The organism is Streptomyces axinellae, from assembly GCF_039532135.1.
Taxonomy (GTDB): domain Bacteria; phylum Actinomycetota; class Actinomycetes; order Streptomycetales; family Streptomycetaceae; genus Streptomyces; species Streptomyces axinellae.
Genome location: NZ_BAAARJ010000019.1, coordinates 1 through 25,871 on the forward strand (window position 1 = coordinate 1; position 25,871 = coordinate 25,871).

17 protein-coding genes and 4 pseudogenes are annotated in these 25,871 nt (G+C 72.8%); 7 read left to right on the forward strand and 14 right to left on the reverse strand.

Annotated features, from left to right (window positions below):
• Positions 1-1,489, forward strand: a 1,489-nt coding sequence (locus tag ABD339_RS25550; RefSeq protein WP_344569041.1) for a 1-deoxy-D-xylulose-5-phosphate synthase N-terminal domain-containing protein, incomplete at its 5' end; no start/stop codon positions are given.
• Between the two features lie 213 nt (positions 1,490-1,702).
• Complete coding sequence (locus tag ABD339_RS25555; RefSeq protein WP_344569043.1) at positions 1,703-3,262, forward strand: ArnT family glycosyltransferase; 1,560 nt, start codon at positions 1,703-1,705, stop codon at positions 3,260-3,262.
• 169 nt (positions 3,263-3,431) lie between these two features.
• Here ABD339_RS25555 and ABD339_RS25560 read toward each other — a convergent pair whose 3' ends face one another.
• From ABD339_RS25560 to ABD339_RS25580, 5 genes are all read right to left on the reverse strand, one after another.
• Positions 3,432-5,555, reverse strand: a complete 2,124-nt coding sequence (locus tag ABD339_RS25560; protein WP_344569045.1) for a 3-hydroxyacyl-CoA dehydrogenase NAD-binding domain-containing protein — start codon at positions 5,553-5,555, stop codon at positions 3,432-3,434.
• 2 nt (positions 5,556-5,557) lie between these two features.
• Positions 5,558-6,772, reverse strand: coding sequence for a thiolase family protein (locus ABD339_RS25565; RefSeq protein WP_344569047.1), 1,215 nt, complete (start codon positions 6,770-6,772; stop codon positions 5,558-5,560).
• 362 nt (positions 6,773-7,134) lie between these two features.
• Positions 7,135-8,397, reverse strand: a complete 1,263-nt coding sequence (locus ABD339_RS25570) for an HRDC domain-containing protein (RefSeq protein ID WP_344569049.1) — start codon at positions 8,395-8,397, stop codon at positions 7,135-7,137.
• 97 nt (positions 8,398-8,494) lie between these two features.
• Complete coding sequence (locus ABD339_RS25575) at positions 8,495-9,172, reverse strand: LuxR C-terminal-related transcriptional regulator (protein WP_274045401.1); 678 nt, start codon at positions 9,170-9,172, stop codon at positions 8,495-8,497.
• A gap of 398 nt (positions 9,173-9,570) precedes the next feature.
• On the reverse strand, positions 9,571-10,239 hold the full coding sequence (locus ABD339_RS25580) for a DUF3000 domain-containing protein (RefSeq protein WP_344569055.1): 669 nt from the start codon (positions 10,237-10,239) through the stop codon (positions 9,571-9,573).
• 73 nt (positions 10,240-10,312) lie between these two features.
• On the opposite strand from ABD339_RS25580, the gene hemE reads away from it, so the two are divergent.
• Positions 10,313-11,425 carry a uroporphyrinogen decarboxylase gene (hemE, locus tag ABD339_RS25585; protein ID WP_425576089.1) on the forward strand — a complete coding sequence of 371 codons (1,113 nt, stop codon included), beginning with the start codon at positions 10,313-10,315 and terminating at the stop codon, positions 11,423-11,425.
• 61 nt (positions 11,426-11,486) lie between these two features.
• Here the strand turns inward: hemE and ABD339_RS25590 are convergent, their stop codons facing one another.
• Positions 11,487-12,938 carry an FAD-dependent oxidoreductase gene (locus ABD339_RS25590; protein ID WP_344569057.1) on the reverse strand — a complete coding sequence of 484 codons (1,452 nt, stop codon included), beginning with the start codon at positions 12,936-12,938 and terminating at the stop codon, positions 11,487-11,489.
• 147 nt (positions 12,939-13,085) lie between these two features.
• On the opposite strand from ABD339_RS25590, the gene hemG reads away from it, so the two are divergent.
• Together hemG and hemQ are read left to right on the forward strand one after the other, a co-directional pair.
• Positions 13,086-14,591, forward strand: a complete 1,506-nt coding sequence (gene hemG, locus ABD339_RS25595) for a protoporphyrinogen oxidase (RefSeq protein ID WP_344569059.1) — start codon at positions 13,086-13,088, stop codon at positions 14,589-14,591.
• A gap of 4 nt (positions 14,592-14,595) precedes the next feature.
• The gene (gene hemQ / locus ABD339_RS25600; protein ID WP_344569061.1) at positions 14,596-15,312 is read left to right on the forward strand and encodes a hydrogen peroxide-dependent heme synthase; all 717 of its coding nucleotides are present in this window, start codon (positions 14,596-14,598) and stop codon (positions 15,310-15,312) included.
• A gap of 66 nt (positions 15,313-15,378) precedes the next feature.
• On the opposite strand, the gene ABD339_RS25605 is transcribed toward hemQ, so the two are convergent.
• Positions 15,379-17,079, reverse strand: a complete 1,701-nt coding sequence (locus ABD339_RS25605; RefSeq protein ID WP_344569063.1) for an alpha/beta hydrolase — start codon at positions 17,077-17,079, stop codon at positions 15,379-15,381.
• A gap of 175 nt (positions 17,080-17,254) precedes the next feature.
• A complete protein-coding gene (locus ABD339_RS25610; RefSeq protein ID WP_344569064.1) occupies positions 17,255-17,497 on the reverse strand; it encodes a Rossmann-fold NAD(P)-binding domain-containing protein in 243 nt (80 codons plus the stop codon).
• 9 nt (positions 17,498-17,506) lie between these two features.
• Between ABD339_RS25610 and ABD339_RS25615 the strand changes: the two are divergent.
• Positions 17,507-17,557, forward strand: a pseudogene (locus ABD339_RS25615) (hypothetical protein); the annotation flags it as partial.
• Positions 17,558-17,870: 313 nt separating this feature from the next.
• Here the strand turns inward: ABD339_RS25615 and ABD339_RS25620 are convergent.
• From ABD339_RS25620 to ABD339_RS25635, 4 genes and pseudogenes are all read right to left on the reverse strand, one after another.
• A pseudogene (locus ABD339_RS25620) lies at positions 17,871-19,173 on the reverse strand (MbnB/TglH/ChrH family RiPP precursor modification enzyme).
• A 200-nt stretch (positions 19,174-19,373) separates the two neighbouring features.
• Positions 19,374-20,888 carry a rifampin monooxygenase gene (rox, locus tag ABD339_RS25625; protein ID WP_344569065.1) on the reverse strand — a complete coding sequence of 505 codons (1,515 nt, stop codon included), beginning with the start codon at positions 20,886-20,888 and terminating at the stop codon, positions 19,374-19,376.
• Positions 20,889-21,114: 226 nt separating this feature from the next.
• The gene (locus ABD339_RS25630; RefSeq protein WP_344569067.1) at positions 21,115-22,077 is read right to left on the reverse strand and encodes a zinc-binding dehydrogenase; all 963 of its coding nucleotides are present in this window, start codon (positions 22,075-22,077) and stop codon (positions 21,115-21,117) included.
• Positions 22,078-22,260: 183 nt separating this feature from the next.
• Positions 22,261-23,117 (reverse strand): annotated as a pseudogene (locus tag ABD339_RS25635) (LysR family transcriptional regulator); the annotation flags it as partial.
• 1 nt (position 23,118) lies between these two features.
• Here ABD339_RS25635 and ABD339_RS25640 point away from each other — a divergent pair.
• Positions 23,119-23,379 (forward strand): annotated as a pseudogene (locus ABD339_RS25640) (darcynin family protein); the annotation flags it as partial.
• A 66-nt stretch (positions 23,380-23,445) separates the two neighbouring features.
• On the opposite strand, the gene ABD339_RS25645 reads toward ABD339_RS25640, so the two are convergent.
• Positions 23,446-24,219, reverse strand: a complete 774-nt coding sequence (locus ABD339_RS25645; RefSeq protein ID WP_425576090.1) for a peptidyl-tRNA hydrolase — start codon at positions 24,217-24,219, stop codon at positions 23,446-23,448.
• A 149-nt stretch (positions 24,220-24,368) separates the two neighbouring features.
• The gene (locus tag ABD339_RS25650; RefSeq protein ID WP_344569069.1) at positions 24,369-25,799 is read right to left on the reverse strand and encodes an alkaline phosphatase PhoX; all 1,431 of its coding nucleotides are present in this window, start codon (positions 25,797-25,799) and stop codon (positions 24,369-24,371) included.
• Positions 25,800-25,871: the final 72 nt, after the last annotated feature.

Here is a 25,871-nt window from a genome sequence, read left to right on the forward strand (position 1 = left end):
CGGGGCGCTGACCGGCGGTATGGCGTGGGAGGCGTTGAACAACATCGCCGCCGCGAAGGACCGTCCGCTGGTCATCGTCGTCAACGACAACGAGCGCTCCTACTCGCCCACCATCGGCGGCCTCGCCAACCACCTGGCCACCTTGCGCACCACCGACGGCTACGAGCGCTTCCTGGCCCGCGGCAAGGACATGCTCAACCGCACCCCCGTCGTCGGCAAGCCGCTGTACGAGACGCTGCACGGCGCCAAGAAGGGCCTCAAGGACTTCATCGCGCCGCAGGGCATGTTCGAGGACCTCGGGCTGAAGTACGTCGGCCCCATCGACGGGCACGACATCGCCGCCGTCGAGTCCGCGCTCCAGCGCGCCAAGCGCTTCGGCGGCCCTGTGCTGGTGCACTGCCTCACCGAGAAGGGCCGCGGCTACCAGCCCGCGCGCCAGGACGAGGCCGACCAGTTCCACGCCGTCGGCGTCATCCATCCCGACACCGGCCTCCCCGTCAAGTCCTCCGGCGCCGACTGGACTTCCGTCTTCGGCGAGGAGATGGTCAAGCTCGGCCGCGAGCGCGAGGACATCGTCGCCATCACCGCCGCGATGATGCGGCCCGTCGGACTCCACGCCTTCGCGCAGGAGTTCCCCGAGCGGGTCTACGACGTCGGCATCGCCGAGCAGCACGGCGCGGTCTCCGCCGCCGGGCTCGCCACCGGCGGGCTGCACCCGGTCTTCGCCGTCTACGCCACCTTCCTCAACCGCGCCTTCGACCAGCTCCTGATGGACGTCGCGCTGCACAGGTGCGGGGTCACCTTCGTACTGGACCGCGCCGGGATCACCGGCTCGGACGGCGCCTCCCACAACGGCATGTGGGACATGTCCGTCCTCCAGTGCGTGCCCGGCCTCCGCCTGGCCGCGCCGCGCGACGCCGACCAGGTACGCGCCCAGCTGCGCGAGGCCGTCGAGGTGGACGACGCGCCCACCGTCGTGCGTTACTCCAAGGGCGCCGTGGGCCCCGCCGTTCCCGCCCTGCGGCGCGTCGGCGGCATGGACGTGCTGCGCGAGCCGGGCGCCGGGGTGCCGCAGCCCGATGTGCTGGTCGTCTCGGTGGGCGCGCTGGCCCCGATGTGCCTGGAGATCGCCGACCTGCTCGACAAGCAGGGAATCTCGGCCACCGTCGTGGACCCGCGCTGGGTCAAGCCCGTGGACGAGTCGCTGCCGCCGCTGGCCGAGCGGCACCGTGTCGTGGTCACCGTCGAGGACAACAGCCGCGCCGGCGGCGTCGGCTCGGCCGTCGCCCAGGCGCTGCGCGACGCGGGCGTCGATGTCCCGCTGCGCGACTTCGGCATCCCCGAGCGGTTCCTGGAGCACGCGAGCCGGCAGGAGATCATGACCGAGATCGGCCTCACGGCCCCGGACATCGCCCGCCAGGTCACCGGGCTCGTCGCCCGCCTCGACGGCCGCTACGACGCGGAGCGGGCCCAAGTAGCCCGCGACTGACCGCGTTCGAAGAGGCAGCCGCGTCGCTGTCCGGGGGTGAGTTCCGCGCCGTCGTGCGGTGACCACTCGCACTCGTCCGCACGTGCCGGACAGGCTGTGAAGAGCCTGTCCGGCACGTGCGGACCCGACCCGGGCCGCCTCCCACCGTGCCGGGCCGAACGCTGGTGCCGTGACAGGGCAAAGCCTGCCGGGAGGGGTACTAGGTTGGGGCTTATGTCGCAGTCCTCCGTCGAGCGTCACGCACCGGACGCGCCGGGCGCACCAGACGTCCCGGGACAAGGGGAGCCCTGGTTTCCCTCTGTCCGCCCCGCCACCGTCACGGACACGACGGGGCGGACGGCGGCCATACCGGCCTTCTGGACGCGGCTGTTCCCCGTACTCGTCCTCGTCACGGCCCTCACCCGCCTCCCCTCCTTCTCCCGGGCCCTCTGGAACCCCGACGAGGGGTTTCTGGCCACCCAGGCGCGCCAACTCGCCGACGGCGGCGTCCTCTACGACACCGTCGTGGACCGCAAACCTCCCCTCGTGCCCTGGCTCTACCAGGGCGCCCTCGGCCTCTTCGGCGACCAGTCGCTGTGGCCGGTGCGGGTGGCGGCGCTGGTGGCCGTGGTGGTGGGGGCCGGGCTCGCCGCCTCGATCGCCCACCGCCGGTGGGGGGAGCGGGCGGCCTGGTACGCCGGCATCTGCTACGTCCTGCTGTCGGTCGGACTCGTTCCCGAGGACACCCAGGCCGCCACGTTCGAAGTATTCATGCTGCCCTGGACGGTGGCGGCGATCTGGTGCGCGGAGCGCGCGCGGTGGACCGGCGCGGGGCTCGCCCTCGCGGGGGCGGTGCTCTCCAAGCAGACGGGCGGCGCCGTGCTGCTGCCCATCCTGCTGCTGTGGTGGCAGGCCCGGGCCGGCTGGGGCGCGTTCGCGCGGCTGGGCGCCGGAGCACTGCTCCCGGTCGCGGGCGCCGCTCTCGCGTTCGGTCCTGGCCGCTTCCTGTACTGGATCGCGACCGGCTCAGGCTCCTACCTGTCCGCCGACGGTGCGGGGTTCCGTCCACTGCTGCGCGCGCTCGGCGGGATCGGGCTGCTGACGCTGGCGTTCTTGCCGCTGCTGATCGCGCTGCTCTCCGTCGTCCGCTCCCGGACGCGCGGGCGCCGCCTCCCGGCCGCCGCCGACCTGTGGCTGTGGCTGGCCGCCTCGCTGGCGGCGACCACCGTGGGGCTCCAGTTCTTCGGCCACTACTTCCTCCAACTCGTCCCCGCGCTCGCACTGCTGGGCGCCGCCGCGCTGCACGAGGCCGGCGCGCGGGTCGCGACCGCCGCGCTGACGGCCACCGCATTCCTCACCTGCGCCTTTGTCGGCTGGGGTTTCGCCGCCGACCGCGCCGAACTGGACCACGCCCACCGGGTCGCCGACACGGTACGCGCGTACACCGGACGGCACGACCCGGTGCTGCTGTGGGGTATGCACCCGGAGGGCTACTGGCTGGCCGGGCGCACCCCCGCCTCGCGCTATCTGACCGCGGGCTTCCTCACCAACTTCAGCGGGGGACGCGACGGGGCCATGGTGGGGGAGAAGTACGCCATGGCGGGCGCCTGGTCACACTTCCGGCACGAGCTGCGGCACCGCCCGCCCGAGCTGATCGTCGACGACTCCCGCGACAAGAACTACGGCGCCGAACGCATGCCCACCCTGTGGCGGCACCTGCGCGGCCACTACGAGAAGGTGGCCACCATCGACGGCAGCGACTTCTACCTGCGCGCCGACGACGCCCGCCACTGACGCGTCACCGTGGCGGCGGCGCCCCCCGATGCCGGACCGTCCGCGTCTGCCGGGCCGATCGCGGGTGCCGGGCCATCCGCGCGGTGAACCCGGCGGACGACTCGCGAACTGGTCTGTGAAGCAGCGCCGGAGGGGCCGGGACCCGGCCCCTCCGGCAGGAGCGCGGGCCTCACTCCGGAACGCTGGCGACTCCAGGAGCCAGGAAGCGGCGGCCGGTCACCCGCTCGCTGACGCCCTCCCGGTCCAGATACGGCGTCACACCGCCGAGGTGGAAGGGCCACCCGGCGCCGGTGATGAGGCACAGATCGATGTCCTGGGCCTCGGCCACGACGCCCTCGTCCAGCATGAGCCGGATCTCCTCGGCGATCGCGTCGAGCGCCCGCTCGCGCACCTGCTCCTCCGTCAGCACGGTGTCCCCGACCTCGAACAGCGCGCTGACGGCCGCGTCCAGCTCCTGCGTGCCGGGCACGTACAGGTTGCGCTTGCCGGCCTCGACGACCCGGCCGAGGTTCTCCGAGACCGCGAAGCGGTCCGGGTAGGCGGCGTGCAGCGTGCCCGCGACGTGGTGCGCGACCGCCGGTCCCACCAGCTCCAGCAGCACCATCGGCGACATCGGCAGCCCGAGTGGCGCGAGCGCCCGGTCGGCGACCTCCACCGGGGTGCCCTCGTCGATGGAACGCAGCACCTCGCCGAGGAACCGGGTCAGCACCCGGTTGACGACGAACGCGGGCGCGTCCTTGACCAGCACGGCCGTCTTCTTCAGCTTCTTGGCGACCCCGAAAGCGGTGGCCAGCGAGGCGTCGTCGGTCCGCTCGCCGCGCACGATCTCCAGCAGCGGCAGGATCGCGACCGGGTTGAAGAAGTGGAAGCCCACCACCCGCTCGGGGTGTTTGAGCTGGGAGGCCATCTCGCTCACCGACAGCGAGGAGGTGTTGGTGGCGAGGATGGCGTGCTCGGGCACGACCGCCTCCACCTCGGCGAACACTTTCTGCTTGACGCCCATCTCCTCGAAGACGGCTTCGATGACGAAGTCCGCGTCGGCGAAGGCGGCGGCCTTGTCCAGCGAACCGGTCACCAGGGCCTTGAGGCGGTTGGCCTTGTCCTGGTTGACGCGGCCCTTGAGCAGCAGCTTGTCGATCTCCTCGTGGCAGTAGGCCACGCCCTTGTCCACGCGCTCCTGGTCGATGTCGGTCAGCACGACCGGCACCTCCAGACGGCGGGCGAACAGCAGCCCGAGCTGCGAGGCCATCAGCCCGGCGCCGACGACGCCGACCTTGGTGACCGGCCGCGCCAGATCCTTGGACGGCGCGCCCGCCGGACGCTTGGCGCGCTTTTGCACGAGGTTGAACGCGTAGATGCCGCTGCGCAGTTCACCGCCCATGATCAGGTCCGCGAGCGCCTGCGTCTCGGCCATGAAGCCCTGCCGCAGGTCGCCGCTCTTGGCCGCCGCGATGATGTCGAGGGCCCGGTAGGCGGCGGGGGCCGCGCCGTGCACCTTGCTGTCGGCGATCTGCTTGCCGCGCTCGACGGCCGCGTCCCACGCCTCGCCCCGGTCGATCTCCGGCCGTACGACCTCGATCTCGCCCTTGAGGACGGCCGCGGTCCAGCGCAGCGACTCCTCCAGGAAGTCCGCGCCCTCGAACAGCGCGTCGGCGATGCCGAGTTCGTAGACCTGCGCGCCCTTGAGCTGCCGGTTCTGGTTGAGGGAGTTCTCGATGATGACGCTGACCGCGCGCTCGGCGCCGATCAGGTTCGGCAGCAGCACACAGCCGCCCCAGCCGGGCACCAGGCCCAGGAAGACCTCGGGCAGCGAGAACGCCGGGAGCGCGGCGGAGACGGTGCGGTAGGAGCAGTGCAGCCCGATCTCGACGCCGCCGCCCATCGCCGCGCCGTTGTAGTACGCGAACGTGGGAACGGCCAGGCCGGCCAGCCGCTTGAAGACGTGGTGGCCGCCCTTGCCGATGGCGACGGCGTCCTCGTGGCGGGCCAGGATCTCCACGCCCTTGAGGTCGGCGCCGACGGCGAAGATGAACGGCTTGCCGGTGATCCCGACGCCGTTGATCTCCCCGTCCGCCGCCTCCTTCTCCACCTGGTCGATCGCCGCGTCCAGGTTGGCCAGCGACTGCGGGCCGATGGTGGTGGGCTTGGTGTGATCCAGCCCGTTGTCCAGCGTGATGAGGGCGAACTTCCCGGCCCCGTACGGCAGATCGAGGTGGCGTACGTGCGCCTCGGTGACGACCTCGTCCGGGAACAGCTCGGCCGCGCCCCTCAGCAGCTCAGCGGTGGTGCTCATGCTTACTTGCCCTCCCAGTGGGGGTTCTCCCAGATGACGGTCCCGCCCATGCCGAAGCCGACGCACATGGTGGTGATGCCGTAGCGGACGTGCGGCTGCTGCTCGAACTGGCGGGCCAGCTGCGTCATCAGCCGCACACCGGAGGAGGCCAGCGGGTGCCCGAAGGCGATGGCGCCGCCGTACTGGTTGACGCGCGGATCGTCATCCGCGATGCCGTAGTGGTCCAGCAGCGCGAGGACCTGGACGGCGAACGCCTCGTTGACCTCGAACAGGCCGATGTCGTCGATCGACAGCCCGGCCTTCGCGAGCGCCTTCTCGGTCGCCGGCACCGGACCGATGCCCATGACCTCCGGCTCCACCCCGGCGAAGGCGTAGGAGACCAGCCGCATCTTGACCGGCAGCTCCAGCTCCCGCGCCACGTCCTCGGCGGCGACCAGCGAGGCGGTCGCACCGTCGTTGAGCCCCGCCGCGTTGCCCGGGGTGACCCGGCCGTGCGCCCGGAAGGGCGTCTTGAGCCCGGCCAGGTTCTCCAGGGTGGTGCCCGGCCGCATCGGCTCGTCGGCGGTGGCCAGCCCCCACCCGGTCTCCCCGCCCTCCGCGGTGGTCCGCCGGACGGAGACGGGCACCAGGTCGGCCTGGATGTTGCCGTTGGCGTACGCCTTGGCCGCCTTCTCCTGGCTGGCCACGGCGAACGCGTCCGCGCGCTCCTTGGTCAGGTGCGGGAAGCGGTCGTGCAGGTTCTCCGCGGTCATGCCCATGAACAGCGCGGACTGGTCGACCAGCTTCTCCGAGACGAAACGCGGGTTGGGGTCCACGCCCTCGCCCATCGGGTGCCGGCCCATGTGCTCGACGCCGCCCGCCACCACGATGTCGTAGGCGCCGAAGGCGATCGACCCGGCGGTCGTGGTGACCGCCGTCATCGCCCCGGCACACATCCGGTCGATCGAGTACCCGGGCACCGACTGCGGCAGCCCGGCCAGGATCCCGGCCGTACGGCCCAGGGTCAGCCCCTGGTCGCCGATCTGTGTCGTGGCCGCGAGCGCGACCTCGTCGATGCGCTCCGGAGGCAGGTCGGGGTTGCGGCGCAGCAGCTCGCGGATGCACTTGACGACCATGTCGTCGGCGCGGGTCTCGTGATAGATGCCCTTCGGGCCCGCCTTGCCGAACGGTGTGCGGACGCCGTCTACGAAGACGACGTCCCTTGCGGTACGGGGCACGTTGGCTCTCCTCCAGGTGCGGGCGGGGTCGGACACACCCATGCTACTTGCCGGTAACCACCTGGCAAGGGGTACCTCCGCGGCTGTGACCCACCCCTTGTCACAGCACCCTCGCTCAAGAGCCGCACACGGGTGCGGAGACGGGGGCTCCCAGGGGGCGGAGCCCCTGTGGCGGGGGGCAGTTGGGTGGAGGTCCCCCCGGCCGGAGGCTGGGGGAGGATCCGCCCCGATGCCCGGTCGGCGAGGCCAAGGGGGTTTGGGGCCCCAACAACGGCGCCGCACCCGAGGCGCGACTTCGAAACAGCGGGTCTCAGGGGCGAAGCCCCGAAAAATTCCCCGGGGTCACAGGGGCGGAGCCCCGGTCACTCCGGGGAGGTCAAGGCGACAAAGAGCAACTCCGCTGTCTGCGAGATCTGCCACTCGCGCGCGCCGAGCCCCCGCAACGCCTCGCCGACCGAGGCAAGCGAAACCTCCTCAGGCGGCTCCCAGCAAAGCCGCCGCACCGTATCGGGCGTCAGCAGGTTCTCCTGGGGGAGGTTCAGTTCCTCGGCGTGCTCCGTCACCGCCGCTCGCGCCGCGGTCAGCCGGGCCGCGGCGGCCGGGTCCTTGTCGGCCCAGGAGCGGGGCGGCGGCGGCCCGCCCGGCACCTGACTCTGCTGCGGCAGCTCCGACTCGGGCAGCGCCCGCGCCCGCTCCACCGCGCCCTGCCACTGCTCCAGCTGCTTGCGCCCCATCCGCTGCCCGAACCCCGGCAGCGCCGAGAGCCCGCGCGCGTTGGGCGGCATCGCCAGTGCCGCCTCCACGATCGCGGTGTCCGTCAGCACCTTGCCGGGGGAGACGTCCCGCTTGCGGGCGATCGTGTCCCGCGCCTGCCACAGCTCCCGTACGACGGCCATCTGTCTGCGCCGCCGCACCTTGTGCATGCCCGAGGTGCGGCGCCAGGGGTCCTTGCGCGGCGGTGGCGTGGGGGCCGCGGCGATCGCCGCGAACTCCTCGCGGGCCCACTCCAGCTTCCCCTGCCGCTCCAGCTCGGCCTCCAGCGCGTCGCGCAGATCGACGAGCAGTTCCACGTCGAGGGCCGCGTACCGCAGCCAGGGCTCGGGCAGTGGCCTGGTGGACCAGTCAACGGCGGAGTGCCCCTTCTCCAGGGCGTAGCCGAGGACGTTCTCCACCATCGCGCCCAGGCCCACCCGCGCGAACCCGGCGAGCCGCCCGGCCAGCTCGGTGTCGAAGAGCCTGGTGGGCCGCATACCTATCTCGCGCAGACACGGCAGGTCCTGGCTGGCGGCGTGCAATACCCACTCGGTGCCGGCCAGCGCCGCGTCCAGTTCCGAGAGGTCGGGGCAGGCCACGGGGTCGATCAGCGCGGTGCCCGCGCCCTGGCGGCGCAGCTGCACCAGATAGGCGCGCTGGCCGTAGCGGTATCCGGAGGCGCGTTCGGCATCGACGGCCAGCGGGCCCGTGCCGTGCGCGAAGTCCGCGGTGAGCCGGGCCAGCTCCTCGTCGGTCACGGTGACGGGTGGGATGCCCTCGCGGGGCTCCAAGAGAGGGACCGGCGCCGGACCGGAGTCCTGGGAGGGGTCCTGAGCTGCGGTCGCTGATGCGGTCTCTTGGGCGTCGGTCACCAGTCAAGGGTATCCGCGAGCACGCAATGCCAAGCGCCCGCCGACGGAACGTTACGTCGGCGGGCGCATCTGCTGTCGCGAGGGGGAAACGGACGGGTCAGTGGATGATGCCCGTACGCAGTGCCACGGCCACCATTCCGGCGCGGTCGCCGGTGCCCAGCTTGCGGGCGATGCGCGCCAGGTGGCTCTTGACGGTCAGCGCGGACAGGCCCATCGAGACGCCGATGGCCTTGTTCGACTGCCCCTCGGCGACCAGGCGCAGCACCTCGACCTCGCGGCCGGACAGTTCGCGGTAGCCGCCGGGGTGCCCGGGGCCGCCGGGACCACCGCCGGGCCTGCGGTGCATACGGGCAGCTGCCGCGCCGATGGGGGCCGCACCGTGCCGGGTGGGCATCGGCCCGCCCAGGTTGGTCCTGGTGCCGGTGACGACATAGCCTTTGACGCCGCCTGCCAGGGCGTTGCGTACCGCGCCGATATCGTCGGCGGCGGACAGTGCCAGGCCGTTGGGCCAGCCCGCAGCGCGGGTCTCGGACAGCAGACTGAGCCCCGATCCGTCGGGGAGATGTACGTCGGCCACGCAGATGTCGCGTGGATTGCCGACTCGGGGACGGGCCTCCGCGATCGACGACGCCTCGATCACGTCCCTCACACCGAGAGCCCACAGGTGGCGGGTCACGGTCGAACGGACGCGGGGGTCGGCAACGACGACCATGGCCGTCGGCTTGTTCGGGCGGTAGGCGACCAGGCTTGTGGGGTGCTCAAGGAGAACAGACACCGGGCCTCCTGAGGAGAGTGGCTGGGGGGACGGAACCGAACGAGTCGGGTATTCCGCGTGGAAGGGTCACAGACTCCTTCGGCAGCTCCTCCACATGGCTTTAGAGAAAGATCACGAATTAGTGACCTGGATTTCCTTGATTCCCGTTTTCCGTGTCATTTCCCGGGGCAGAAAGATTCCTTTGTCTACACAGAGACCGACGTGACATTTGTCTACACAGAGACTGTGCGGTCAGAGTGTGGAACCGGCACGAATAGAGCCGCGGCAGCGAGAGAGTTCTCGCTGCCGCGGCTCAGATGTCCGGGCTCGGACGCCCCCGGCCCAGGTCTATGCGGGCCCCGGGAGCCGGATGCGGTACGGGAGTGCCCCGAAGAGGCGCGGGGTCTTCCGTGGAGCGATCAGTGCGGGCCCCGGCGCTGGGGGAGCTGGACGACGGAGGACGCGTCACCCGACTCCGGGGGCAACCCGGCGCACTGGCAGAGGAGTTCGCACCAGGCGGCCAGATGTGCGGCGGCGTCCGGCGTCTCCCCCTCGGGGGTCCAGCTCGCCCGGATCTCCAGCACCTCCTCGGCAGCCCGCTCGCCGAGCCCGCCGAAGAATGCCGAGCTGGAGCGGGTCACGGTGCCGCTCGGCTCCGCGTACTCCGCCTCCCGCGCCTCCAGGGCCCCGGTCAGCCACGTCCAGGTCACCTCGGGCAGCAGCGGATCGCCGGCGATCTCCGGCTCCAACTCCGCCCGGCCCAGGGTGACCACGCGGAAAGTGCCCTGCCAGGAATCCTGCCCCGCCGGGTCGTGCAGCAGCACGAATCGGCCGTCCGCCAGTTCCTGGTCCGCGTTCTCCGGCTCGCTCACGGCCGCCTCCAGCGCGAAGGCGTACGGCGCCAGCCGCCGGGGGGCCGGCAGCGGCGAGATACGGACCTCGGGGCGCGTGCGCGCCTCGCTCAACGCTGAGACCGCCGCGCGGAAGGGGGGAGGGAAGGACTCCCCGCCGCCGCCAGAGCCGCCCGTCCCCTCCGTGCCTTCCACTCCGCCAGAGCCTCCCGCCTTCGCCTTCCCAGCCGCTGTCATGGGCCGAAGAGTAGGCGGAGGCCGCGCTTCAGGGCGGTAGGGACACCCCTTTCGGCCGTGCGAGACTTCAGGTGTGAGTGGAAACGACCGCCCCCCGGGCCAGCCGACGCCGAGACAGGACGCGCCCGCAGGGGCACAGCAGGTGCGGAATGCTCCGGGTTTGCGGGATTCCGCGTTTCTTCGCGCGTGCCGCCGCGAGCCGGTGCCGCACACTCCGGTGTGGTTCATGCGTCAGGCGGGACGTTCGCTTCCCGAGTACCGCAAGGTGCGCGAGGGAATCGCGATGCTGGACTCGTGTATGCGGCCCGAACTCGCCGCCGAGATCACTCTCCAGCCGGTGCGGCGGCACGGGGTGGACGCGGCGGTCTATTTCAGCGACATCGTCGTTCCGCTCAAGGCCATCGGCGTCGATCTCGACATCAAGCCCGGTGTCGGCCCCGTCATCGAGAATCCGGTCCGCACGCGCGCGGACCTGGAGCGGCTGCGGGAGCTGGAGCCCGAGGACGTCTCCTACGTCACCGAGGCGATGGGCATCCTCACCCGGGAGCTGGGCGCCACTCCGCTCATCGGCTTCGCCGGGGCGCCCTTCACGCTCGCCAGCTATCTCGTCGAGGGCGGGCCCTCCAAGAACCACGAGCGCACCAAAGCCCTGATGTACGGCGACCCGCAGCTGTGGGCCGACCTGCTCGACCGGCTCGCGGACATCGCCGCCGCGTTCTTGAAGGTGCAGATCGAGGCGGGGGCCTCGGCGGTACAGCTCTTCGACTCGTGGGTGGGCGCGCTCGCCCCCGAGGACTACCGCCGCCACGTCCAGCCCGCCTCGGCGAAGGTCTTCGACGCCGTCGCCTCCTACGGGGTGCCCCGTATCCACTTCGGCGTCGGCACGGGCGAACTGCTCGGGCTGCTCGGCGAGGCCGGCGCGGATGTCGTCGGCGCCGACTGGCGGGTGCCGCTGGACGAGGCCGCCCGCCGGGTCGGCCCCGGTAAGGCGATCCAGGGCAACCTGGACCCGGCCGTCCTCTTCGCCCCGCGCGAGGCCGTCGAGCGGCAGGCCGCGCGCGTCCTGGATTCGGCGCGCGGGCTGGAGGGCCACATCTTCAACCTCGGCCACGGCGTCCTGCCCGACACCGACCCGCAGGCGCTCACGGATCTGGTGTCCTACGTCCACGAGCGTTCCGCGCGCTGACGCGGGTTTTCGCCGGGACGGTGGCGGGGTGCTCGCCGCTGCGGTGGGGAAAAGGGGTGGGTCAGGCGGCGCGGAGTGCTGCGGACGCCTTGCGGGCCGCCACCAGGACCGGGTCCCAGACCGGGGAGAAGGGCGGCGCGTAGCCGAGGTCGAGCGCTGTCATCTGCTCGACCGTCAGGCCGGTGTGGAGGGCGACGGCGGCGATGTCCACGCGCTTGCCCGCGTTCTCCCTGCCGACGATCTGCAGGCCGAGCAGGCGGCCCGAGCGGCGTTCGGCGATCATCTTGACCCGCATCGGTTTGGTGCCCGGGTAGTAGCCGGCCCGGGTCGTCGATTCGATGACGACGCTCACGAAGCGCAGTCCGACGGCCGTGGCCTGCCGCTCCAGCAGGCCGGTGCGGGCGATCTCCAGGTCGCACACCTTGCTCACGGCGGTGCCCACCACCCCGGGGAACGTCGCGTAGTCCCCGCCGATGTTGGAGCCGATGATCTGGCCGTGCTTGTTGGCGTGCGTGCCCAGCGGCACGTGCTGGGTGCGGCCCGAGACGAGGTTGAGGACCTCGGCGCAGTCGCCGCCCGCCCAGATGTTCTCCTGGCCGCGCACTCGCATCGCCAGGTCCGTCAGCAGCCCACCGGACTCGCCCAGCGGCAGCCCCGCCGCGCGGGCCAGCTCCGTCTCGGGGCGCACGCCCAGTCCCAGTACCACCACATCGGCCGGGTACTCGGCGTCCTCGGTGGCCACGCCACGCGCCCGGCCGTGCTCGTCGGTGAGGATCTCGGTGACCGTCGCGCCGCGCACCGTCTCGATGCCCATCTCGCACATCGCCTCGTACACCAGCTCGCCCATGTCCGCATCGAGCGTGGACATCGGCTGCTCGCCCTTGTCCACGACCGTGACCTGGTAGCCGCGGTTGACGAACGCCTCCGCCATCTCCACGCCGATGTAGCCCGCGCCCACGACCACGGCCCGGCGCCTGCCCTCCCGCTTTCCCGGCTCCCCGGGTGCGCCCGCGCCGGGGCGGTCCTCCGCGCTCTCCAGCGCGGTGATCAGCGCCTCGCCGTCGTCCAGCGTCTGGACGCCGTGGACGCCCTCGGCGTCGATGCCGGGCAGCGGCGGGCGCACCGGGCGGGCGCCGGTGGCCAGCACGAGGTGGTCGTAGCCGACCCACCGGCCCCCGTCGTCCCGGCCGCCCGCGCTCTGCCCCGTACCGCCGTCCCGCTCCACCACCCGCACCCGGCCGCCCGCCACGTCCAGCTCGGTGACCTCGGTACGCATTCGCAAGTCGATGCCGCGTTCGCGGTGCTCCTCGGGCGAGCGTGCGATCAAGTCGTCGCGCGCGCCGACCTCGCCGCCCACCCAGTACGGGATACCGCAGGCGGAGAACGAGGAGAACCGGCCCCGCTCGAAGGCCACGATCTCCAGCTCCTCCGGACCCCTGAGCCTGCGTGCCCGGGACGCGGCGGACATGCCCGCCGCGTCGCCGCCGATGACCACCATGCGCTCCGCCGCCATCCCGGATGCTCCCTTCGCCGGACCGGACGCCCTGCCACAACCTGCCGCCCACACGCTATGCCTCCACGCGGCGGCACACCTCATGCGCCGTTCGCCGGAACTCGGGGCGGGGGAAAGCCGGGCGTACCGCTCTGCGAGACTGCCCATATGCACGTACTTGTCATCGGGGGCGGCATCTCCGGCCTGGCCGCGGCGCACCAACTCCTGGCGGACGGCGCGCGGGTGACCCTGCTGGAGGCGTCGGCGCGGCTCGGTGGCAAGCTGCACGCCGGGAGCGTCGCCGGTACCGCCGCCGTCGACCTGGGGGCCGAATCCATGCTGGCGCGGCGCCCCGAGGCGGTCGAGCTGGCCCGCGCGGTGGGGCTGGGCAGCGTGCTCCAGCCGCCCGCCGTCTCCGGCGGCGCCCTGTGGACGCGCGGCGCCGTACGCCCCATGCCCAAGGGGCATGTGATGGGCGTCCCCGGCGACCCCGCGGCGCTCGGCGGCGTCCTCTCCCCCGACGGGTTGGCCCGCATCGCCGAGGACGGGCGGCTGCCCCGCACCGAGGTCGGCGACGATGTGGCGGTGGGCGCCTATGTCGCCGAACGGCTCGGCGGCGAGGTCGTCGACCGGCTCGTGGAGCCCCTGCTGGGCGGGGTGTACGCGGGTGACGCGTACCGCATCTCGATGCGCGCCGCCGTACCGCAGCTCTTCGAGGCGGCCCGCGAGCACCGCTCCCTGCTGGCCGGGGTGCGCGCCGTACAGGAGCGTGCCGCCGCCGCGCAGCGCACCGCCCGCGCGCCGCAGGGCCCGGTCTTCATGGGGTTGGAAGGCGGCATCGGCCGGCTGCCCATGGCGGTGGCGGACGCGTGCGCCGCGCGGGGCGCCGACATCCGCCTGAGCACCCCCGTACGCGCTCTGCACCGCGCGCCGGGCGGCGGCGCCGCGGACGGAGCGGCCGGTGGGGCGGACGGACCGGCCGGCGGGGCGGCGGCCTGGACGGCGGTGACCGACCACGAGGCGGTGCGCGCCGACGCCGTCGTGCTGGCCGTGCCCGCGCCTGCCGCCGCCCGGCTCCTCGCCCCGGTGGCCCCCTCGGCGGCGGCCGGACTCGACCGGATCGAGTACGCCTCGATGGCCCTGGTCACCCTGGCCTTCCGCAGGTCCGAGGCCGGGGAACTGCCCGACGGCAGCGGCTTCCTGGTGCCCCCGGTCGATGGCCGGTCCATCAAGGCCGCGACCTTCTCCACCCACAAGTGGGACTGGGTCGCGGCCCAGGACCCCTCGCTGTTCGTGCTGCGCACCTCGCTGGGCCGCTTCGGCGAGGAGGCAGTGCTGGCCCGCGACGACGCGGAGCTGGCCGAGCTTTCCCTGGCCGACCTGCGCACCGCGACGGGGCTGGCGGCGGCGCCCGTGGACTCCCTCGTCACACGCTGGTACGACGGCCTGCCGCAGTACCCGGTCGGGCACCTGGAGAGGGTCGCCGACGTCGAGGCCGCCGTCGCCGCCGTACCCGGACTGGCACTGGCGGGGGCGGCGTACGAGGGCGTGGGCATCCCGGCCTGCGTCGCGAGCGGGCGACGGGCAGCCGGTCGCCTCCTGACCGGATCCGCCCCGGCCGGATCCGCCGGATCGACCCTCGCGCGGGCGGGGGAGAAGAGCGAGCGAGAATAGCGACATGACCGAGACACCGCACAAGTCGCCCCACGCGGGCAAGAAGGCCAAGGACCTCAACGAGGTCATCCGCTACACGCTGTGGTCGGTCTTCCGGCTGCGCGACGTCCTCCCCGAGGACCGCGCCGGCTACGCGGCCGAGGTCGAAGAACTGTTCGGCCAACTGGCCGCCAAGGACGTGGTGGTGCGCGGCACCTACGACGTCTCCGGGCTGCGTGCCGACGCGGACGTGATGATCTGGTGGCACGCCGAGGAGTCCGAGGCGCTCCAGGAGGCGTACAACCGCTTCCGCCGCACCCGGCTGGGCCGCGCCCTGGAGCCGGTCTGGTCGAACATGGCGCTGCACCGGCCCGCCGAATTCAACAAGTCGCACATTCCGGCCTTCCTCGCCGACGAGGAGCCGCGCGCCTATGTGAGCGTCTATCCCTTCGTACGCTCCTACGAGTGGTACCTGCTGCCCGACGAGGACCGCCGCCGGATGCTCGCGGACCACGGCAAGATGGCCCGCGGCTTCCCCGACGTACGTGCCAACACCGTGCCGGCCTTCTCGCTGGGCGACTACGAGTGGGTGCTCGCCTTCGAGGCCGACGAACTGCACCGGATCGTCGATCTGATGCGGCACCTTCGCGGCTCGGAGGCCCGGCGGCACGTGCGCGAGGAGATCCCGTTCTTCACCGGCCGCCGCAAGCCGGTCGCCGACCTGGTCGCCGGGCTGGCCTAGAGCCGGCCCCCGCCGGTTTCCGGCGCCCGTCTCCCGGGCCCGTCTCCCGCTGCCTGGCGGGTCGTCCTAGTGGGTCGCCCTGGTGTTGGAGACGGGTGCCGTCTTGTCGGTCTGCTTCGTGTTCGGGCGGGGCTCCGGGCGCGGGGCGCACTCCGCCTCGGCGCCCGGTGTCCGGCCCTCCAGCAGATAGCGCTCCACGTGCTCGTCGGCGCACTTGTTGCCGCCGGTCACCCCGTGGTTGCCCGCGCCCTTCTCCGTCACCAGGGACGAGCCCGCCAGCCGCCGGTGTGCCTCGATGGCGCCTTCGTAGGGCGTGGCCGCGTCCCGGGTCGCGGCCACCAGCAGTACCGGCGGCAGTTGGCCCGGGCGCGTGCGCACATCCAGCGGCTTGGACGGCGTGGTCTTCCAGTAGGCGCACGGCAGGTTCATCCACGCGTTGTCCCAGGTGTTGAACGGCGCGACCTTCGCCGACGCGGTGTTGTCCCGGTCCCAGCGTTCCCACTCGCGCGGCCAGGGCGCGTCCTGGCACTCGACCGCGTTGTAGACGGCGTTGCCGTTCTCCTCGCCCTTCGCCGACGCGGGCTCCGGCGCCGCCATCTTCTCCAGCGGCTTGGGGTCGCCCTCGCGGAAGCGGGAGAGCGCGCTCGCGGACCGTGCCCACGCCGAGTCCGCGTACCCGGTGTCCAGATAGGCCGCCACCAGCTCCTTCGAGCCCACCTTGCCGCCCGCCGGCTCGCGGTCGAGGGCGTCCCTGACCTCGTCGAAGGCCCGCTGCACCTCCTCCGGCGTACGGCCCAGGCCATAGGTCGTCGCGTGCCGGGCCACCCACTGCTTCCAGTCCCCCCAGCGGGTCTCGAACGAGCGGTTCTGGTCCAGGTTCGCCTGGTACCAGACGTTGTCCGGCGCGGGGTTCACGATGCTGTCGAGCACCATGCGGCCCACATGGCCGGGGAAGAGCGTGGCGTAGACCGAGCCGATGTAGGTGCCGTAGGAGACGCCGAGGAAGTTCAGCTTCCGCCGGCCCAGCGCGGCGCGCAGCACATCGAGGTCACGGGCGTTGTTCGGCGTCGTGTAGTGCTCCAGCCGGCTGCCCTGGGTCCGCGCGCAGCCTTCCGCGTACGCCGCCGCTCGTTCGTTCATCGTCCGCTTGAACGCGGCCGAGGGGTGCCGGGGTGAGGTGCTCGGTCCGGTGAGGAAGCGTTGGGGGTCCTCGCACGAGAGGGGCGCCGAGCGGCCGACACCGCGCGGCGCGAAGCCCACGAAGTCGTAGCGGGCGTTGAGGCGCTTCCATACGCCGCCGACCAGCTTGCCGTAGAGGGGGAAGCTCATGCCGTTGCCGCCGGGGCCGCCCGGGTTGTAGAGCAGCGGCCCCAGCCGCTGCCCGGCGTCACCGGTGGCCTTGGCCCTGCTCACCGTGAGGTCGATCTTGTCGCCGTGCGGCGCGGCGTAGTCCACGGGTACGGAGACGGTGCCGCACTCGACGGGCGTGGGCAGGTGTTCGACGGCCGGGCACTTCCGCCAGTCGATACCCGTCTCGGCGGCCTCGGCGGCGGCCGTCCGCACACCCAGCGCCCGCGCGACGCCGTCGGCCGGCCCCGCCGGGGACGAGACCGGCACCCGCGGCGTGCCTGGTGTGCCCGGCGTTCTTGGCGTGCCCGGCGTGTCCGGTGTCGCTGGCAGGGCTCCGGCGGGGACGGCCGCGGCCAGGGTGAGGACCAGGGCACCGGCTGTCGAGAGGATCGCTGCGTGGACCGCTGCTGCGCGCACTGGGGCTCCCCGTTCGTCGCACCGTCAGCTGTGCCGGAGGGCACGCCGAATTGGGATGTTCATCTGCTTATCGGGCGATGTAAAGCACCGTCCGGAGATGTCGCCGGGGACCCCCCGTAAGCGCCCTCACATCCCCCGCCCGCCCTCCCCGGCCTGCGGACCGGCCCCTTGGCTGCTACCAGGGCACGGGCTGGTCCTGATGGTCGAGGAAGCGCAGGCCCGGTTCGCCGCTGTGGCGCTCGACCGTGTCCACCACGCCCGGGACGGACTGCTCGACGGTCAGTGCCGCGCCCGGCCCGCCGAGTTCGGTGCGGACATGGCCGGGGCACATGAGCAGGAGCGTGTGCGCGGCGTCGGCGTACCGGGCGGCGTAGCCGCGCATGATCTGCGGCGGCCGTTCGAGGAGTCGGGGCTGCACACCATCCCCATCGGCCGTGAGCCCAGGGTCGCCTGCCTGCCGGTGACGCACCCGCTCGCGTGCCGCGACGAACTCACCTCAGCGGACCTCGACGGCGAGCGGATGCTCGACGTACCGAGGCGGCGGACGTCCTTACTTGAAGAGAAGTTCGAACTCATCGCCTCCGGGCACGGCATCGCGCTCGTCCCGCTGAGCGTCGCGCGCTCCTACTCCCGCCCCGACCTCGCCCGCCTCCCGGTCACGGACGCCCCCGGGGTCGAGACGTGCCTGGTCGTCCTCGCGGGCCGGCGGGGAAACTGCTGCGCGACTTCCTGGAGATCGCCACCGCCACGCTGCGGCACACCTGAGCGGACGCGGCGCGCGGCCACGGTGCTCAGCGTTCCGGCGGGGTGGGGCCGGACCTTTCGGCGTGCCAGCGCTTCAGGCGCTTGCGCCGGGCGCGGGGGAGGCCGCCGTGCCGCACCATGTGGGCGGCGAAGTGCAGTGCGTCCCACCGGTAGTTCGCGGTCATGGGGCGGCCTGTGGCGTATGCGGCGAACGCCGTGCGGTACTCGGCTTCGCCGAGGATGGCGGGGAGTTCGGGGGCGAGCTTGGCGACGACGTCCGCCCGCTTGCCGCGCAGCGCCCGGCGCTGGATGTCGAGCCGGGCGAGGTCGAAACCCTCCGGCGCCGCCGCCCCGGCGACCAGCGCGCTCAGCAGCGCGGTCTGCGCCTCGGCCAGTCGTACGCGCGCGGCATCGGCGGAGGCGGGCCCGGCGGACTCAGACATGTGCGGCGCCTTCCACGGTGGTGCGGATGACCGCCAGCTCGCGGGCCAGCTCCGCCGGGGGCGGAAAGTCCTCGTCGCGCTCCAGCAGCACCCCGGGCGGCACCGTACGGGCACACAGCTCGGCCAGCACGTCGAGCACGGGCCGGGTCACGGGATGCCCGTGGCTGTCGTGCCAGACACCGTCCCGCTCGATGCCGCCCGCGACATGCACATAGGCCAGGGCCTCCAGCGGGAGCCGGTCGAGCGCGGTGGCGGGGTCCTCGCCGCGGTTGACGTGGTTGGTGTGCAGGTTGGCGACGTCGATCAGCAGTCCGACCCCGGTGCGCTCCACCAGCTCCGCGAGGAAGGCACCCTCGCTCATGTCCTCGTCGGGCCAGTTGAGGAGCGCGGCGATGTTCTCGACGGCCAGCGGTACGGGCAGCGCGTCCTGCGCGATGCGTACGTTCTCGCACAGGACGTCCAGCGCGTCGCGGGTACGCGGCACCGGCAGCAGGTGCCCGGCCTCCATGCGGGGCGCTCCGGTGCCGGGGCCGCCCGCGCGGACGAACGCGATGTGCTCGGTCACCAGCGGCGCGCCGAGCGCCTCGGCACACCCGGCGAGGGACCGCAGCCGGCCGGGGTCGGGCCGCTCGGCGCCGCCGAGGCCGAGGGAGACGCCGTGCGGGATGACGGTGGTGCCCCGGGCGCGCAGCCTCAGCAGGGAGTCGGGCAGATGGCCGGGGCAGAGGTTCTCGGCGACGGCCTCGACCCAGTCGATGCCCGGCAGCGTGTCCGGGTCCTCGATGGCGTCGGCGATCTCCGGCCGCCAGCCGATGCCGGTGCCCAGCCGGAGCGGCCCTCCCTTTCGCTCCGGCTGCCCCGGCTCTCCCTTTTGCCCGGGCCGCCCTCCTTGGCGGGTCCTGTCCATGCTGCCCTCCCCCTTCGCCGCCTCGTGTCCACGGATGCCGGTGCTCCTGCTCTCTCCCTGGGGGACGAATCCCCGCGCGGCACGGTTCAGAGCGCGATGTGAGCTTCGGCCGGGCCCTGGCCCAGAACCGTCACCGGTCTGGCCGGTGACGGTTCCGGAGTACGGTGACCGGCCCGGCGGCGACCGGACGTGGGCCGCGCTCAGCTGCTCGCGGCACCGAACCACTGGGACAGCCGTCGGGACAGCTCCCGCTGGTCCTCGCCGACCCACGCCACATGGCCGTCCGGCCGCAGCAGCACCGCGGGTACGTCCAGTTCCTCGCCCTTGTCGGCGACATCGGCCACGTGATCGACCCGGTCCGCCCAGCCGGTCGCCGAGAGGCGGCCCGTCTGGTCGAGCAGCAGCCCCCGGCCACGGCGCGTCAACTCGTAGAGGCGCCCCCGCTTCAGCCGTACGTCCCGCAGCCGCCGTCCGAGCAGTTCGTGGCCCTCGCCGAAGTCGTAGCGGACGTCGACCGCGGTGATCATTCCGGTGACGTGCCTGTTCACCTCCTCGATGTCCATCAGCTTCGAGAACAGCGCCCGCAGCGCGGTCGCCCCCGGATCGGTGCCCATCAGCGTGATCTGCGCGCGGGTGTTGTCCAGCACGGCGGCGCCCACCGGGTGCCGCTCGGCGTGGTAGCTGTCCAGCAGGCCCTCCGGTGCCCGGCCGCGCACCTCGGCGGCCAGTTTCCAGCCGAGGTTGAACGCGTCCTGGAGGCCGAGGTTGAGGCCCTGTCCGCCGGTCGGCGGGTGGATGTGCGCCGCGTCGCCGGCCAGCAGCACCCGGCCGGTCCGGTAGCGCTCGGCCTGCCGGGTGGCGTCGCCGAACCGGGAGAGCCAGCGCGGTGAGTGCGCGCCGAAGTCGGTACCGGCGAAGGCCCGCAGCTGCCGCTTGAACTCCTCAAGGCTCGGCGCGGCCGTACGGTCCTCGGCCACGCCGTCGGCGGGCACGATGAGCCGGTACACCCCCGGGTCCCCGTCGATGTCCGGGCCGGCGCCGAACCGCAGCTGGGTCTTGCGGACTTCCCCGACGACGGCGGCGACCTTGGCCGGGTCCTCGTTCAACTCCATGACGCCCAGCAGCGTTTCGACCCTGGCGGGCTCGCCGGGGAAGCCGACGCCGAGCAGTTTGCGCACGGTGCTCCGTCCGCCGTCGCAGCCGACGACATAGCGTGCGCGAAGGCGCGTGCACCCACCGTCGGTCACCTCCTCACCGGCGGACGCACCCGCTTGGACCAGCTCGACTGTCACGCCGCCTTCCTCGTCACCCGCGTCCCCGGCCCCCGACTGGCTCTGGCTCAGCCCGGCCACCTCGCAGCCTCGCCGGATCCCGGCGCCGAGTTCGAGGGCACGTTCGGTGAGCAGCCGCTCGGTGACGAGCTGCGGGATGGCGAGGCTGTACGGATGTGCCGTCTCCAGCCGGTCCGGCCACGGCTTGTGAATGCCGCCGAAGAACCCTCCGGCCTGGAACTTCTTGCTGAGCGCGAGGAACCGGTCCAGCAGACCGCGCTGGTCCAGTACCTCGACGCTGCGCGTGTGCAGACCGAGCCCACGGGAGTGTCCGCGCGGCTCGGCCTGCTTCTCCACCACGACCACGCTCACGTCGTGCAGCCGCAATTCGGCGGCCAGCATCAAGCCGGTCGGCCCGCCGCCGACCACGATCACGTCGATCATGAAACCCCCCTGTGAGTTGCGCGCGGCACCGCGTGCACCTCACGGCGTGTATCTCGCGGAGGCGTCATGTGCGCAGGTCCCGGCCTTGGCCGGTCATTCTGTGGCAGCCCCCGGGCCTTGCCGCAAGCCCCCTGGCGCGCTATACGTTGAAAGTGGCGGGGGCAGCCGGAGAAGCGGGGCAGCCGAAGACAGCGGGGGCTGCCGGGCCGACGGGGCTTGCCGGGAGCTACGGCGTGAGCACGATCCGGCCGAAGACCTCGCCCGCGTCCATCTTCCGGTGTGCCGAGGCCGCCTCGTCCAGTGGCAGCGACTCGTGCACCACCGTGGCGAGTTCACCCCGGGCCGCGGCGGCGAACTGCTCGCTCCGCACGGCGTTCCGGTCGGCCACGGGGACGGTGTCCGCGCTGAAAGAGGCGAAGGACAAGGACTTCTGGAACCGCGCCAGCATTCTCGTGCCGAAGTCCGCCGGGGGCATACCCGCGACCACGCCCAGAGCCACCATGCGGCCGTTCGGGTTGAGCCGGTCGAAGTACGACGGCATGTCCTCACCGGCCACCACGTCCAGGATGACGTCGTAGCCCGCGGGAGCCTCTTCTCCTCCCTCGCCCAAGCGGTCCAGTACATGGGTGGCACCGAGCCGGCGCAGCCGCTCGCCGCGCTCGGGCGAGGAGGTCGTGACCGCCACCGCGGCGGCGCCCCCGCGAGCGGCGAGTTGCACGGCCGTGATCCCGATGCTGCCGGCCGCGCCCCGCAGCAGGACCGTCTCCCCGGGCGCGAAGTGGGCGTGGCGGAGCGCGAAGTGAGCCACCATGCCGGAGCCGCCGAGCGTCACCGCGTCCACGGAGGACAGGCCCTCCGGCAGCGGAAGGACCTCCTCCACTCGCGCGGCGGCCTGTTCGGCGTAGCCTCCGCCCATACCGGTGAAGCCCCACACCCGTCGGCCCGTCCACGACGCGTCCACGCCCGCGCCGACCGCTGTGACGGTGCCCGCCACCTCACTGCCCGGGATGTGGCCTTCCTCGAAGCCGAAGCCGGCCAGGGTCCCGCGCCGGATCACGGCATCGACCCCGCCGACGCCCACCGCTTCGGTGGCGATCACCACCTGTCCGGCAGCCGGTTCCGGCGCCGGCAGATCGACAACGGCCAGCCCCTCGGGGGCTCCGAACTTCTGGATGCTGATTGCCTTCACGGTCTTCTCCCACGTTCTCGAACAGGGCAGGTGCGATCGCGCCCGCTACGCCGTGGACCGTAATGGGCGCTCTCGCCGGGTTTGCCGAAGTGAGAGGCGCAGCCGGCCGATTGCCTCACTCCGCCGCGCTGCTTCCTCGCCCGGCCTCCGTGCCGCACCCTCGCCCTGCTGCTCCTGGCCCGGTCACCGGCCGGTGGCCGCGCCGTCGGGTGCGCGCACAGCCCGGCGGACGGCGTCGCGGAGCCAGTGGTGGGCCCCGTCGGCGGCACGGCGGGGGTGCCAGGCCATGCCGATGGTGACCGGCGGCAGCGGCAGGGGATGTCGAGGAGACGCAGGCCGAGGGTGGTGGCGGGGTCGGTGAAGGGCGTGGGGGCGGCGCCGGGCAGTGCGGTCGGGAAGAGGCAGACGACATCGCTGCGCGCGGCGAGGGACAGCGCGGCCAGGTGGCTGGGGAGCACGACGACGACCCGCCGCTGGAGGTCCCGCTCGGCCAAGGCGGCGTCCAGGGGACCGGTGAACCGGCCGCGGCGGCTGACCACGACGTGTTCGGCGGCGGCGAGGCGGGCCGGGGTCAGGGGCTGTTCGGTGGGGGGATGGCCGGGCCGGACGGCTGCCGCCATCCGGAGGGTGACCAGTTCCTCGACCCGGGTTTCGGGGTCGGCGTGGTCGATGGAGCCGACCTCCAGGTCGATCCGGCCGTCGCGCAGGGCCGGTCCGGCCTCCAACTCCTCGGCCCGGAACCGCAGTGAGACCCCGGGAGCCTCCTCCCCGGCAAGCCGCAGCAGCACGGGAACCAGCGCCGCGCCGACCAAGTCGGCCGACTGGAGGGTGAAGGTGCCGCGCAAGGCGGCGGGATCGACTCCGGCGCCGGGAGTGAGCAGTGCCCCGAGGCGGTGTACCACCGCGGCGGCTTCATCGCGCAGAGCCCGGGCGCGCGGGGTGGGGACCATGGTCTGCCCGGCTCGGACGAGGAGGGGGTCCTGGAGGACGCGGCGGAGGCGGGCGAGGGCGCGGCTCATCGCGGCGGGGGAGGTGTGCAGGACCCACGTCGTCCCCGCGATCAAGGCCAAGACCACGGGCGTCCGGTCGCGCTTCTACGACACGGAGTTCTGCTCCACCCGCGTCACCGACGTCCGGGTCTGGGAGGCCGACGACCACAACGCCTATCAGCTCCTCATCGACGCGCTGCGCGAAACCCCCTTCTGGGACCGCTACTTCGAGATCGTCGACATCCTCGTCGGCGCCGAGAACGGCTGCGCCCGCACCTACGGCTTCGACCCCGTCGCGACGATCAGCACCTGACCCCACTCGGGCCCGCCCCGCCGGTTCGGCGGCCGTCCGCCTGCGGGAGGTGCGGCGGACGGTCCGCTACCGGCCGCGCGGCAGCGGGCAGTAGCGGTCGCCGCCCTCGGCCACGACGGTTTCCCCGGGGGCGATCTCCGTGAAGCCCGCATCCCGCACGACCGGCAGCCCGCTGCCGAGCAGCGCCGCCCAGTGCGCCGCGTCCCGCGCGGGCCGCACCGCGAGGGGGAACCCCGCGTCGCGCCACTCCGCGCGCCGGGCGCCATCCAGCCGCCACCAGGCGAGCTGGGCCGCGTGGGCGGCCTGGGCCATGGACTTGCCGGCCGACATCTCCAACCCTGGGTTCAGCCACAGCACGGGCACGCCCTCACCGGGCGGATCCGGAGGCTCCGGGTCCGTGAGTTCGGTGCCGGAGACCTGAAGGCGCGCCAGATCCCTGGGCCAGCCGTCCAGCGGCACCGGCGGGAAGGCCCGGACCTCCGCGGAGGCGCCCGTCACCGTCAGCCCCTCCAGCGGCTCCGCGCGACGCCACTCGGCCCCGCGTGCCCGCCGTACGACCTTCCGGATGGCGCGCTCCTCCCACAGCCGCACCCGCTTGTGCCACACGCCGGTCTCCTCGGCGGTACGCGGGTCGGCGAGCAGCGTCAGCACCGCACGCGCCGCCGTCTCCATGGCGTCCGTCCGCGCGGGCGGCGCGGCCCGCTCCAGGCGGACGACCAGCGGCAGTACGTACTGGTCGGGCTGGGCGAGCGGATCGGCCCGGCCGGGTGCGTCCGGCCGCTCGTCGTCCGGCCGCTGCTGCTTGTCGTGCGGCGTCGAGGGGGTTGGCGAATCGGTCACCCCTCCAGTCTGCCAGCGGCCGACGCGCCCACAGGCAACCCCGCTCCCTCCCGCCGCAGCGCCGCGCGGCCACAACGCCGAGGGGGCCCGGCGGGATCGTCATCCCGCCGGACCCCCGCCGCGTGGGGCCCCGGTCCCGAGGGCCGGGGTCAGTCCTGCCAGGGGCCGGTGATGGCGAACGTCGTGCCGGGTTTGTAGCAGTTGACGTACATCGTGCGGTGGTCGGGGGAGAAGGTGACGCCCGCGAACTCGCCCCACGACGGGTCCTGGGGCGTGCCGAGGTTCTGCGCGCCGCGGGCCATCGCGTAGACCTTCCCCTGACGGGTGAGGCCGAAGACGTGCTGCGCTCCCTCGCCGTCCTCGCAGACCATCAGGCCGCCGCTGGGGGCGAGGCAGATGTTGTCGGGTTCCTCGCCGGGGAGTTGGACGTCGGTATCGGGGCCGAAGCGGATGACCAGGGTGAGGCTGCGCCGTCGTGGGTCGTAGCGCCAGATCTGCCCGAAGTGGTCGCGCTGCGATCCCTCCGAGGTGCGGGCGAAGCTGGAGACGAAGTACACGCGGCTGCCGCCCCAGTAGCAGCCCTCCAGTTTCTGCGCGTGGGTAATGCCGCCCTTGCCGAAGTCCTGGAAGCGGACGGGGGTTTGCCTGGCGAGGGGGTCGGGGACATCGACCCATTCGATGCCCTGGAACGTCGTGCCGGTCTCGGTGACGGTGGACAGGTCGGCCACGTCCGGCACCCGCATGGCCTGGAGTGTGCCGCCCGCGTGGAGGGATCCGTAGCCGCCCTTGGGCTTCTCGGGCAAGAAGCGGTAGAAGAGCCCGAACGGCTTGTCGAAGGCGTCCTCGGTCTCGTAGACGACCCCGGTGCGCGGGTCGAAGGCGACGGCCTCGTGCTGGAAGCGGCCCATCGCGGTCAGCGGTTCGACGGAAGTGGGGCGGCGGCGGTCGAAGCCGACTTCGAAGATGTAGCCGTGGTCCTTGGTGTAGCCCTCCTCGCCGGCCTTGAACTCCGTTTCCTCGCAGGTCAGCCAGGTGTTCCAGAGGCTGGGCCCGCCCGCGCAGTTGGTGGAGGTGCCCGCTATGCCGACGCGTTCGGTCAGTACGTTGTTGTGCCGGTCCAACTCCAGGACGGTGCAGCCGCCCTTGGCCGCGGGGTCGTAGGTGAGCCCCTTGACAGCGGGTACGGGGACGCGCCCGTCCATCCGGTTCTCGTGGTTGCGCACCAGCCAGGTGGTGCCCTTGCCGGACCGGCCGTGCTGTGCGTCGGCCCGCGAGTCGCCCGGCCCGTCGCCGTGCGGTCGGGGCGCGGCGAACGCGGCCATGCCGTCGCAGTTGCTGGGCACTTTGCCCTCGCCGGAGCGGAGCGGGTCGCCCTCGCGGGAGAGGACCTTGTAGCGGAAGCCCTTGGGCAGGTCGAGCAGGCCGTCGGGGTCGGGGACGAGCGGGCCGTAGCCGGCGCTGCCGCCGGTGGCCTGGGCCGCGGCGGTCCCCGCGAACAGTTCGGAGAGGGCGCCGCTGAAGGCGACTGCCGCCCCAACGGCGCCGGTTCTCGCCAGCGCTTGACGTCGTGTCGTGGGCATCGGGCACTCTTCCCTGTTGGCGGACAGGTGACCCGGTGTGTGTACCACGCAGCACGGCGTGCGCACACTGCC